10 protein-coding genes are annotated in these 12,335 nt (G+C 58.3%); all 10 read left to right on the top strand.

The features are described 5' to 3' along the window. On the top strand, positions 1-1,071 hold the full coding sequence (flhB, locus tag MWR57_RS14240; protein WP_423125486.1) for a flagellar biosynthesis protein FlhB: 1,071 nt from the start codon (positions 1-3) through the stop codon (positions 1,069-1,071). A 68-nt stretch (positions 1,072-1,139) separates the two neighbouring features. Then, the gene (flhA, locus tag MWR57_RS14235) at positions 1,140-3,254 is read left to right on the top strand and encodes a flagellar biosynthesis protein FlhA (RefSeq protein WP_423125485.1); all 2,115 of its coding nucleotides are present in this window, start codon (positions 1,140-1,142) and stop codon (positions 3,252-3,254) included. A 17-nt stretch (positions 3,255-3,271) separates the two neighbouring features. Then, the gene (flhF, locus tag MWR57_RS14230) at positions 3,272-4,522 is read left to right on the top strand and encodes a flagellar biosynthesis GTPase FlhF (RefSeq protein ID WP_423125484.1); all 1,251 of its coding nucleotides are present in this window, start codon (positions 3,272-3,274) and stop codon (positions 4,520-4,522) included. A gap of 49 nt (positions 4,523-4,571) precedes the next feature. After that, entirely contained in the window at positions 4,572-5,432 is an 861-nt protein-coding gene (locus tag MWR57_RS14225; RefSeq protein WP_423125483.1) for a MinD/ParA family protein, read from the top strand. 57 nt (positions 5,433-5,489) lie between these two features. Further along, positions 5,490-6,272 (top strand): FliA/WhiG family RNA polymerase sigma factor, encoded by a 783-nt coding sequence (locus tag MWR57_RS14220; protein ID WP_423125482.1) that lies wholly within the window; start codon positions 5,490-5,492, stop codon positions 6,270-6,272. 201 nt (positions 6,273-6,473) lie between these two features. Further along, positions 6,474-6,851, top strand: coding sequence for a response regulator (locus MWR57_RS14215; protein WP_423125481.1), 378 nt, complete (start codon positions 6,474-6,476; stop codon positions 6,849-6,851). An 8-nt stretch (positions 6,852-6,859) separates the two neighbouring features. After that, the gene (locus MWR57_RS14210) at positions 6,860-7,759 is read left to right on the top strand and encodes a flagellar basal body-associated FliL family protein (RefSeq protein ID WP_423125480.1); all 900 of its coding nucleotides are present in this window, start codon (positions 6,860-6,862) and stop codon (positions 7,757-7,759) included. Between the two features lie 233 nt (positions 7,760-7,992). Continuing rightward, positions 7,993-9,207, top strand: coding sequence for an ammonium transporter (locus MWR57_RS14205; RefSeq protein WP_423125479.1), 1,215 nt, complete (start codon positions 7,993-7,995; stop codon positions 9,205-9,207). A gap of 174 nt (positions 9,208-9,381) precedes the next feature. Beyond that, positions 9,382-9,720, top strand: a complete 339-nt coding sequence (locus tag MWR57_RS14200; protein ID WP_423125478.1) for a P-II family nitrogen regulator — start codon at positions 9,382-9,384, stop codon at positions 9,718-9,720. 1 nt (position 9,721) lies between these two features. Next, a complete protein-coding gene (glnD, locus tag MWR57_RS14195) occupies positions 9,722-12,274 on the top strand; it encodes a [protein-PII] uridylyltransferase (protein ID WP_423125477.1) in 2,553 nt (850 codons plus the stop codon). The last annotated feature ends 61 nt before the right edge of the window (positions 12,275-12,335 follow it).

Here is a 12,335-nt window from a genome sequence, read left to right as displayed (position 1 = left end):
ATGGCGGACGAACCCTCCGGCCAGGAAAAAACCGAGGCCCCCACCTCCCGCCGCATCCAGGAGGCGAGAAAAAAAGGGGATGTGGCCAAAAGCATGGAGGTGCCCTCCGCCGCGGTCCTGCTCGCCAGCCTGCTCACCCTCTATTATGCAAGCGACTTCATGCTGGGGCATTTCTTCCTCCTGCTTAAATATTACCTGGGCAACCTGCACTCCATCAGCATAACCCCGAACAACATGACCGTGCTTACCCGGGAGTCCATGCTCCAGACCGGGCTCATCGTGGCGCCGGTCATGGGGGTCATCTTCCTGACGGCCCTGGCGGCCAACTATGCCCAGGTCGGCATCCTGTTCACCACGGAAAAATTGATGCCGAAGTTCGACAAGATCAGCCCCATCCAAGGATTTTCCCGGCTCTTTTCCAAGCAGGCCCTGGCCAATATGGTAAAGTCGGTGGGCAAACTGGTCATCATCGGCTATGTATCCTATACGGAGATAAAAAAGGCGCTGCCCGGCATCCTGCAACTCATGGATCAGGAACCCGCGCTTATCCTTTCCTTCATGGCCAAGATCGCCTTCTGGATCTTCCTGAAATCGGCGCTGATCATCGCGGTGCTTGCGGCGATGGACTATGCCTTCCAGCGCTGGCAGTTCATGGAAAAGATGAAGATGACCAAGCAGGAGATCAAGGACGAGGCCAAGCAGACCGAGGGAGATCCGCACATTAAGGGACGCATCCGCTCCATCCAGATGCAGATGGCCAGGCAACGGATGATGTCCGAGGTGCCCAAGGCCGACGTGGTGATCACCAACCCCACCCGCCTGGCCATTGCCCTTCGCTACGATGCGCTGGCCATGGCCGCGCCCACGGTGCTGGCAAAGGGCGCCGGGGTCATCGCCCAGCGAATCCGGGAAATCGCCCAGGAGCATTCCATTCCCCTGGTCGAGGACAAGCCCCTGGCCCAGGCCCTTTACAAAAACGTGGGGCTGGGCGAAACCATCCCGGAAAACCTGTTCCAGACCGTGGCCGAGGTTTTGGCCTATGTATACAATGTGAAACGGAAAAGGGCCTGATTGCATGAATACCGCAACCTTCCCCATGCCCCCGGAATCAACCCTTACCACTGCGGGTCCGCACAACCATGGCAGATAACCCCGGCGCCGCAACAGGGCTGAAAGCAATTAATTTCGAGATGTCGGGCCTCTTCGTGGCGCTCGGGGTCGTGGCCATCCTCCTGGTCATGATCGTGCCGCTGCCGCCCTTCCTGCTCGACATGCTGCTCTCCTTCAACATCACCATCGGCATGCTCATCCTGCTGATGAGCATGTACAACACCAACCCGCTGGATTTTTCCTCCTTTCCCTCGCTGCTGCTGATCACCACCCTGTTCAGGCTGGCGCTGAATATCGCCTCGACCCGGCTCATCCTGCTCCACGGCCACGAAGGCCAAGGCGCGGTGGGCCACGTGATCCAGTCCTTCGGCAATTTTGTGGTGGGCGGCAATTTTGCCGTGGGCATCATCATCTTCCTGATCATGGTGCTGATCAATTTCGTGGTTATCACCAAGGGCTCCGGCCGCATCGCCGAGGTGGCGGCCCGCTTCACCTTGGACGCCATGCCCGGCAAGCAGATGGCCATTGACGCGGACCTCAACGCCGGTCTGATCAACGAAGCGGAGGCGAAACGCCGCCGGTCGGAAGTCAGCCGCCAGTCGGAATTTTACGGAGCCATGGACGGCGCCAGCAAATTCGTGCGCGGCGAAGCCGTGGCCAGTCTGGTGATCATGTTCATCAATATCATCGGCGGGTTCTTCATCGGCGCCCTCATGCAGAACATGCAGGCCGCCCAGGCGGCGGAAACCTATACCCTGCTCACCATCGGCGACGGGCTGGTCTCGCAGATCCCGGCCCTGGTCATCTCCACCTCCGCGGGCATCATTGTCAGCCGGGCCGCCTCCGATGTCAGCATGGGCAAGGAGTTCATGCAACAGTTCGGCCTCCAGCCCCAGGCCCTGGCGGTTTCTTCCGGAATCATCATCCTGTTCGGCCTGATCCCCGGACTGCCGCATCTTCCCTTTCTCCTGCTGGGTATGCTCATGGGCGGCATCTCCCTGATAGCCTTCAATAAAACCGCGGCGGACAAGGAAGAGAAGAAAGTCGAAGCGGAAAAGGAAAAAAAGGCGGGCACCCCGCTGCCCGGCGCGCCGGAAACGGTGGAAAGCCTGTTGCCCTTGGATGTTCTGCAGCTTGAAGTGGGATACGGCCTCATCCCCCTGGTTGACGAGGCCCAGGAAGGCGACCTGCTGGAGCGGATCCGGGCGATACGAAGACAGTTCGCCATGGACATGGGCATGATTATCCCCCCCTTGCATGTCCGGGACAATCTCCAGCTCAAACCCGATCAGTATGTCCTGCTTCTCAAGGGCGTGGAGGTGGCGAAAGGGGAAATAATGATGGGCCACCTGCTGGCCATGGACTCCGGCGTGGCCAAGCGGAAAATCGAGGGGATTCCCACCATGGAGCCGGCCTTCCAACTGCCCGCCCTCTGGATTGACCAGGAAAAGAAAGACGAGGCCCAGGTGGCGGGCTACACCGTGGTTGACCCATCCACGGTCATCGCCACCCATCTCACCGAGGTGCTGCGCACCCACGCCGATGAACTGCTGGGCCGCCAGGACACCCAAAAGCTCCTGGACAATCTGGCCAAAACCCATCCCAAGGTGGTGGAAGAGCTGGTACCCGGCCTTCTTTCCCTTGGCCTTGTCCAGAAGGTGCTCCAGAATCTCCTGCGCGAACGGGTATCCCTGCGCGACCTGCTCACCATCTGCGAAACCCTGGCCGACTTCGCCCCCCTGGGCAAGGATCCGGACATCCTTACCGAGTATGTGCGCCAGAAGCTTGCCCGCTCCATCATCAGCTCCTTCGTCGATGAGCAGGGAACCATCACGGTTCTCACCCTCTCCACCCAGATCGAGGACATGATCCGCGAATCGTTGCAAAAAACCGACCAGGGCGTGTTCCTCAATATGGAACCGAACCTGGGCCAACGCCTTCTCGCCTCGGCTAAAACCATGGTGGAAAAGGTTTCGCAGGAGGGGTATCAGCCCATCATCATCTGCTCTCCGACTATCCGCCGCCATTTCCGGCGGCTTCTGGAAAGGTTCATGCCCCACGTCATGGTCCTTTCCCATAATGAGTTGACCGCGCAGACCCAACTGCAATCCCTGGGGACAATCGAACTCAACCCCAAGAAATAGAGGAGTGAGGAGCAGCGATGCGAATCAAACGTTTTGAAGCCTCGGATACCCATAGCGCCATGGCCATGGTCAAGGAAGAACTTGGCGAGGATGCCATTATTCTTTCAACCCGCAACCTTCCCGGAAGAAGCGCTTCGAGCAGGGGGGGGCCGAGGATTGAGGTGGTGGCTGCCATGGAATACGACCCGGAGCCGGAAATTACCCTGCCCCCTCCGGAATCCCCCGGCACTGAAGAACGACGGCCAAAAGCGGTGGGATACGGCTATCACTCGGTGCGTCAGGCTCCGGCACAGGAGGCGCCGCGCCCGGCCGCACCGAAACAGGCCAGGCCGCGTCCCGATTTTGACTGCAGACTTTCCGCCGAGCTTTCCGCCCGCACCCTGCCGAAGGAAAAGGCCGGCAAGACCGCCCAGGTCCATTTTGAAGCCAATGACCTGAGGCTGCGCTTTGCCAATTTCCTGCGGCGTCAGTACTGCGCCAAGGAAGAGCTCGAAAACCGCGATTCGGCTCATCCCCCCAGGGAAGCCGCACAAAAATCCGCCCGCCCGGACCCGAAACAGGTTGCCAAGTGGCGTGACAAGATCATCGATCAATTGCAGATTACCCCGCTGCGCATCGGGATCAGCAAGGCGCCCACCGTGGTGGCCCTGATCGGCCCCACCGGGGTGGGCAAAACCACGACCGCCGCGAAAATCGCCGCCTGGTACAGCATCCACGAAGGAATGCGGGTGGCGCTTCTTTCCATGGACTGCTACCGGATCGGCGCCACGGACCAGTTGCGGACCTATGCCAAGATCATGCGGTTGCCATGCGAAATCGCCCTGCGCAAAAAGGATCTGCAGGCAGCCCTCGTTCGCCACCAGGACAAGGATCTGATCATCATCGACACCGCGGGCAAAAGCCCCTATGACCCGAACCACATCCGGGAGCTGTCCGAATGGTTTTCCCTGAAAAACGGCATAGAGCCCTACCTCGTCCTCAGCGCCACCAGCAAAAAAGAAGACCTGCAACAGATCCTCTCCACCTATGAGCCGCTGCGGGTCAAGGGGTTGATCCTCTCCAAGCTCGATGAAACCAGGGCCTATGCCTCCCTCTGCCAACTGCTGGCCGGGGCGGCGCTGCCCATTTCCTGCCTGTGCACCGGCCAGAGGGTTCCGGAGGATTTCCTCCTTGCCTCCCGGGAATTCCTGCAGACCCTGTTCGGACAGGGATGGCAGGCCGCGGCAGGCGAGCTTGCCGCCGAATCCCAGGGCAGGTGGACCCAATGAACGCTTACGGGGGACTATCATGAATCAGGCGGAAACTTTGGAAAGAATTATGACCCACTCGCAAACCCGGGGGAAAAGAATGGCGGCGCCTTACGGCAATACCGAAGCCCAACCGCGGGTTGTTTGCGTGACCAGCGGCAAGGGCGGGGTCGGCAAAACCAATATCGTCACCAATCTTGGCTATAACCTGGCAAAAGCGGGGAAAAAGGTGCTCATCCTTGACGCGGACCTCAATCTGGCCAACGTCGACATCCTGCTCGGCCTGACCCCGCGCTACAACCTCCACCACGTTTTCATGGGTGAAAAAACACTTGCCGAGGTCCTGGTGCAAGGCCCGGCCGGGTTGCTCATTCTGCCGGCCAGTTCCGGCATCATGGAGCTGGCGGATCTTACCGAACAGCAACGGCTGTACTTTTTGGCGGAGATGTCCGCCCTGGCCCAAAAAATCGATATCATGCTGATCGATACGGCCGCTGGCATCAACAACAATGTGATCTATTTCAACCTGGCCGCGCGGGAGCGCATCATCATCCTCACCCCGGAACCGACCTCCCTGACCGATGCCTACGCGTTGGTCAAGGTTCTTTCCAGCCGGCATGACGTGAAAAAATTCCGCATCCTGGTCAATCTCGCCCGCTCCGAAAAGGAAGCCCTGTCTGTTTTCCGCAAGCTGAGCATTGTGGCCGACCGTTTTCTCGACTCGCTTTCCCTGGATTATCTCGGGTATATCCCCTATGACAGCAAGCTGCCCACCGCGGTTCGCGAACAGCGGCTGGTGTCGGACATCTTCCCGGATGCCCCTTCCAGCAAGATGTTCAGCAAGCTGGCCGCCAATATTGCCCAGGAAGAACCCGAGACGAAAGCCGATGGCAACATAAAATTTTTCTGGCAGGGACTCGTTGATCTGTAATATACTTTTTCATATTGCAGGCCATCAATCTCCTTTGCCCCCGCGGGCCTATCCGGTATGAGCAAACAGCCGTCACCCAAGTTCAAGGACTATACGAATACCTTTTTCAGTCAGGCGGAACCGCTCAGCGCCGAAAAGCGCAACGAGCTGATTCTGACCTACACCCCGCTGATTAAGTATATCGCGGCACGTCTGGCGGCTCGCCTTCCGGCGCAGGTTTCCCTCGATGATCTCATCAGTTGCGGGATCATCGGCCTCATCGACGCCATCAATAAATTTGATGTCTCCAAAAACGTCCAGTTCAAAACCTATGCCGAGTTCCGGGTCAAGGGGGCGATGCTGGACGAACTTCGCGCCTTGGACTGGGTTCCGCGCTCGGTCCGGCGGAAAACCACGGACCTGGAAAAAGTCTACGCCGACATCGAAAAACAGATGGGCAGACCTGCCACGGACGAAGAAGTAGCCAAAACCATGGGCCTTGCCCTTGACGATTTCTACAAGCTGCTCGATGAAACCAAGTCCGTCTCTTTCATGGATATTGAGTTTCTCCGGCAAAAATCAATGGAAACCAGCGAGCCCACCTTGGCAGAAACCTTTGCCATGGACGACCGCGACCCGTTCACCTCTCTCAACCTGAGCCAGATCAGGGAGCTCTTGGCCAGCGCCATCGCCGGTCTGCCGGAAAAGGAGAAACTGACCGTCTCCCTCTATTATCAGGAAGAACTGACGATGAAGGAAATCGGCGAGGTGTTGGGCTATACGGAATCACGCATTTCCCAGATGCACAGCAAGGCGATGCTCCGCCTCCGCGCCAAGCTCAAAAAAAGCCTGGCGAGTTGAGCCGCGCTTGCATGGAAGTTCTCTTTCCGCGGGGCGCAACGCGAAGGAATCATCCGGAAATAAGGCGCGTCTCTCCATAACCCTCTTTTTTTATTTCCAAAATCAATTGTTACAGTTACACTAAAATCAATATCATTTTTTTATTACCATTGCGAACATGCCCCCAGGCCACTCGTACCATACAGATGTTAGGGAGGAAATATGGCTGCTGATCCGAATATGAAAATTCTCGTGGTTGACGATTTTGCCACCATGCGACGCATAGTCAAAAACATTCTCACCCAGCTCGGCTTCAAAAACATCATCGAAGCGGACGACGGCACCACGGCATTGAACGTCCTGAAATCGGAAAAAATAGGCTTGATCATCTCGGACTGGAACATGCCCAAGATGACCGGCCTGGATCTGCTGAAAGCGGTTCGCGCCGATACCAGCATGGCCAACACCCCCTTCATCATGGTGACGGCGGAAGCGCAGCAAGACAATATTATCCTGGCGGTCAAGGCCAAGGTCAGCCAGTACATCGTGAAACCTTTCACCGCTGAAACCCTTTCCGAAAAACTCAACAAGATATTCTGACCTCAATCATGGCTGACGAACGTCCTCCCCAGTCCGTTGACCAGTTCGCCAGCACGGAGACCCCTGCCGACCACGATGAAACAAACTGGGGAGAGGATTGGGAGTCCGCCTTTCAGGCCGAGGATGATGCTTTTTTCTCCGACGAGAAAGAGGGGGAGGATTTCTTTCTTGAGGAAAACGAACCCACCGTAACGGCCGGAGTTGGCGCCAAAGACCTCGACTCCTCCCTGGAAAAAACCCTTTCCGGCATTCCGGACCAGAGCGGCGTTCCAGGCGTCCAACCGAAAAAAATCCTTCCCAGCCTTGGCGCAATCACCCCCTTTCTGCTCGCCGCCCAAAAAGTCGCCCAAGCGCAGTTCACCCGCCTGCAATCTTTTCCCATTTTTGTACGTATCCCTCTGTACGCCCTCCCTTTCGTTCTTGTTGCCCTCGTTTTTGTTGCAAGCGTCATGCTCAGGCCGAGCCCCTCGCTTCTCCCGAGTTCCTCCGCTCCGGGACAACGATCGGGAACCGGGGTGCCGTTCCCTGACGGGGGTTCAATGGGAACAGCGCCCCAAGCAGAAAACCAGGCCAGTCAGCTCCATCCGGGAAAGGTCAGAAAAAAATGGCCCTTCCCCGCTTTCATTATCCCGGTGAACAACCCGAACAGCGGCCAGCCGGTGACCTTTGTCCTCGTGGACATCACCCTGATCGCCTCCTTCGCGGAGCAGGAAGACCCCCCAGCGGACAAAAAGATCTTTGTCCGCGACATAATCTACCAATTCTTCCAGAACAAGCCCCTTGAGGAATTGCGCAGGTATTCCCTGGCCCGGGGCGAGATGAACAAAGAGCTGCGCGCCTGGCTCCAGAAACAATGGCCCGAAGCCCCCATCGAATCGATTATCTTCAACCAGTACCACCTCTCCTGACCCACATCCGTCGCTAAAAAATAACAAATTTGTATTTAATTTAGAATTTTTTCACTTTTTTGTTATTTCTCCCGCCTTCAGCGACAGCCAGAAAAACGCCATATCAACACAAAATCAGCACGTTACGACAAACAACCCCTATGGCACGACACTTGCTATTGTTCCTCCACAGCATGCATAGCTGCCGCTGACGCAGAAACACAGCAAACCATGTACTGAAAGAGGATATACTTATGGACACAGGTGATACCGCATTCATGCTGATTGCCACCGCCCTGGTCATGCTGATGACCCCGGGACTGGCGCTTTTTTATGGCGGCATGGTTCGCTCGAAAAATGTTTTGAGCACTATCCTGCAAAGCTTTGTCTGCCTGGGCGTTGTCTCGATCATCTGGGTGGTGTATGGCTACTCCCTGGCCTTTGGCCCTGACGTGAACGGCCTGATCGGCAATCTGGACTGGGCGGGACTTGCCGGGGTCGGCCTTGAGCCCGGCAAATATTCGGCCACCATTCCCCATCTGCTGTTCTGCGCCTTTCAGTTGATGTTCGCCGTCATCACCCCGGCGCTGATCACCGGCACCTTTGCGGAGCGGGTGAAATTCCCGGCCTTTCTTCTGTTCACCGTTCTCTGGTCCACCCTGGTCTATCTGCCCGTATGCCACTGGGTCTGGGGCGGGGGCTGGATCAGCGGCCACGGCGGCCTTGATTTCGCTGGCGGCACCGTGATTCACATCAACTCCGGCGCGGCCGCCCTGGTCGCCGCCCTGGTCTTCGGCAAACGCAAGGGGTGGGGCAAGGAGTCTTTTCATCCCCACAACCTGACCATGACCATGCTGGGCGCAGGCATCCTCTGGTTCGGCTGGTTCGGCTTCAACGCGGGCAGCGCCCTGTCCGCAAACGGCGTCGCGGTCAACGCCTTTTTCACCACCCAGGTGGCCACCGGCGCGGCCCTGCTTTCCTGGCTGATCGCGGAATGGCTGGTGCAGGGCAAGCCCACCACCCTGGGCGCGGCCTCCGGCGCCATCGCCGGTCTGGTCGCCATCACCCCCGGGGCCGGTTTTGTCTCCCCCATCTCGGCGGTGTTCATCGGCCTGGTGGCCGGCGCTCTTTGCTACTTCGCGGTGCTGGCCAAGAGCCGGGTCGGTTACGACGACGCCCTTGACGTGGTCGGGGTCCACGGCGTGGGCGGTCTCTGGGGCGCTCTGGCCACCGGACTGTTCGCCACCACCGCGGTCAATGCCGCGGGCAAGGACGGCCTCTTCTTCGGCAATCCGCAGCTCCTGGGAATCCAGGCCATGGATGCCTTTACCACCATTGGTTACTCGGTTGTGGTAACATTCATCATCCTCAAGGTTGTTGACCTGGTGATCGGTCTCAGGGTGAGCGAGGAGGAAGAGGTGCAGGGGCTGGATCTGACCCAGCACAGCGAAATCGGGTATTCACTCTAATAGCGCGTAACTATCCAGCTTGGAGCCAGGAAACGAGAAAAGCCACAAAACGTAACTGTTCGGCAGTGCCGTAGCTGCTAGAAAGAAGTCGGCGAAGTGTGCTGGTGCACATGAGCCGGCCGATGACAACGCAGATGCGGTGCTGCCGGGCAGTTACAAGAAAAGGAGAATTGCATGAAGAAGATCGAAGCAATCATCAAACCGTTCAAGCTGGATGAGGTCAAGGACGCCTTGAACGACATGGGCATCAAGGGCATGACCATCTCCGAGGTCAAGGGATACGGTCGCCAGAAGGGACACAAGGAAATTTATCGCGGCGCGGAATACATCGTCGATTTCATCCCCAAGGTCAAGATCGAGATCATCGTGGAGGCCGCCATGGTGGAGGCCGTGGTCACCAAGATCCGGGAAACCGCCAACACCGGCAAGATCGGCGACGGCAAAATCTTCGTCCTGCCGGTGGAAGAGGTTGTCCGCGTCCGCACGGGGGAAACGGGAAAAGAGGCGATCTAGGGTGGTTGATGTTGAGCTGCGGGCAAAGCGGGATGCCCTGGAGTATCTCTGGCGACAGGGGTTGAGCGGCCGCCCCCTGCTCCACAGACACTCGCAGCTCATTGACGACTATCTTGCCGTTCTCTTCAACAACTGCCCCGAGGCGACAGAGGGCATGAGCCTCGTGGCCCTCGGCGGTTACGGCAGGAGAGAGTTGTTTCCCTATTCGGACATCGACCTCCTCCTGCTCCATGCGCCGGGGAGCGAAGACCGCCTCGGAGTGGTAACCGAGGCCCTGTTTTATCCCCTCTGGGATGCGGGCCTTGAGGTGGGACACGGAGTGAGAACCTTGGATGCCTGCCTGGCTGACGCCAGGCAGGACTTCTTTTTTCAGGTGGCGCTGCTGGACGCGCGCCATCTCGCAGGCTCGGCGCCGCTGTTCAGCGCAATGCACCAGGCCTTCCACCAGGAACTGATAGCAGGGCACCGACGGGAATTCTTGCACAACATGATGCAACACCGCAACAACCGCCATCAACGCTACGGCATGCACGGCTACCAACTGGAACCGCATATCAAGGAAAGCCGGGGCGGCTTCCGCGATATCCAGGCCATGCTCTGGGTGAGCCACGCCCTCTTCGACCTGAAAGAACTGCAAGACATCGAGGAAGCAGGCCTGATCTCGCCCCAGGAAAAAGAAGCCTTTGGTCAGGCCTGGGATTTCCTGATCAAGATCCGCAACCGGCTCCACTACCTCAGCGGCCGAAAAAACGACCAGCTATTCTTCGAATATCAGGTGGAGATGGCCAAGGGGTTCAAATATCCGGACACCCCCGGCACCCTGGGGGTTGAGCGCTTCATGCAGGATATCTACCGGCATCTGCAAACCATTGCCACCACCACCGACCTGTTCTTTGCACACGTCGACGAAACCCTCGGAGCACCTCGCGCCAACCCGGTTGAGCAGACCATCGAACCCGGAATCACAGTGCGTCAGGACCGGCTCCACCTCACCGGCCAGGCGCTGATCGAGAAACGCCCCCATCTGCTGATGCGCCTCTTTGCCCAGGCCGGCAAAACAGGCCTTGAAATCCATCATCGCAGCCGAAAGATCGTCACCGCCAACCTCCATCTGGTGGACGACAAGTTGCGGCATTCAAAACGCATGGCCAAATCCTTTCTCGATGTCCTGGAAAACGCGCGGAACGTGGAGGGGGTCCTTTCGGTCATGCTGGACACCGGGCTGCTCACCGCCTACCTCCCCGAATTCGAGCAGATCCGCGCCCTGGCCCAGCACGATGTCTACCATGTCTTCACGGTTGACCGGCATCTCCTGCAAACCGTGGCGGAGCTGAAAAAGCTTACCCTCACCAAAACCCCGTTCGCCGGCGTCGAGTCGCCCCATGTCCTCGCTCTGGCCGCCCTCCTGCATGACATCGGCAAGGGGCACCACGAAGACCACGCCCAACGCGGCAGCGAACTTGCCGCAGGAATCGCCAAGCGCCTCGGGCTGACCGAGGCGGAAAGCGCCTGCCTCCAGTTTCTCGTGGAAAAACATCTCTTCCTCTCCGTCACCGCCCTGCGCCGCGATCTTGAGGATGACGTTTTTATCCGGCAATGCGCCGAGCAGATCCAGAGCCCGGAACGTCTGGCCATGCTGTATCTGCTTTCCATCGCCGACGCCAAGGCCACCGGCCCCACGGCTTGGAGCGAATGGAAGGGGGCCCTCCTCCTGGAAATCTCCCTCAAAATCGCCCACCTGCTGGAACGAAAGGATGCCACCCTCCCCGACAAAAGCCAGGGGGCGGGCTGGATGCTTGCGCAGGTTCGGGCGCTGCTGGGAAAAGCTGCCCCGATCGATTACGGGATCCTGCCGGAGGAATATCTGCTGAGCTTTCCCCCGGAAGAGGTGGCCCACCACCTCAAGCTGCGCGCAGGGTTAAAAAACGAACAACCGGCCATCGTCGAAGCCGGTGACCACTCGCTGTTCTGGTCGGTCCTGATAATGACCCGCGACTCCACCGGCCTGCTGGCCAAAATCTGCGGCACCCTGGCCCTACATGGCCTCAATGTGGTAAGCGCCCAGATCTTCACCTGGGAAGACGGCACAGCGGTGGATGTGCTCAATGTCCGTCCGGCGGCGGAGCAGACCTACGCGGAGCAAGACTGGCGGGCATTGGGCGAGGATCTCAATCTGGCCCTGAAAAACCGGCTGGGGTTGAGTCACCGGCTGGTCGACAAGTTCCGCACCGCCTTCCGCGCCCCCGGCCAAAAAAACGTGCAGGCCGCCCCACGGGTTGTTATAGACAATCAGGCTTCGGAACAGTATACGATCATCGAGGTTTTCGCCAACGACCGGCCCGGGCTGCTCTACGACATCACCCGAACCCTGGCTGATTTTGAAATCAACATCCACCGGGCTCGGATCAGCTCGGACGGCGATCAGGTGGTGGATGTTTTCTACGCCCTGGACTCCTTTGCCACCAAGATCAACAGCCCTTCCTTCCAGGCAGAAATCTCACAGGCCCTTCTCCATATCGCGGAAAAAGAGACCGGGACAAAACCGCAATGGTAAACACATCGCACGCAAACAACGCCAACCCTCAGCGATTGGCTCAAACTAACACCCACCCCTT

The sequence above is a fragment of the Hydrosulfovibrio ferrireducens genome (assembly GCF_046883345.1).
Lineage (GTDB): Bacteria > Desulfobacterota > Desulfobulbia > Desulfobulbales > Desulfurivibrionaceae > Thiovibrio > Thiovibrio ferrireducens.
The sequence above is the reverse complement of the archived record's forward strand: the minus strand, read 5'-3'. Positions and strand labels throughout refer to the sequence as shown.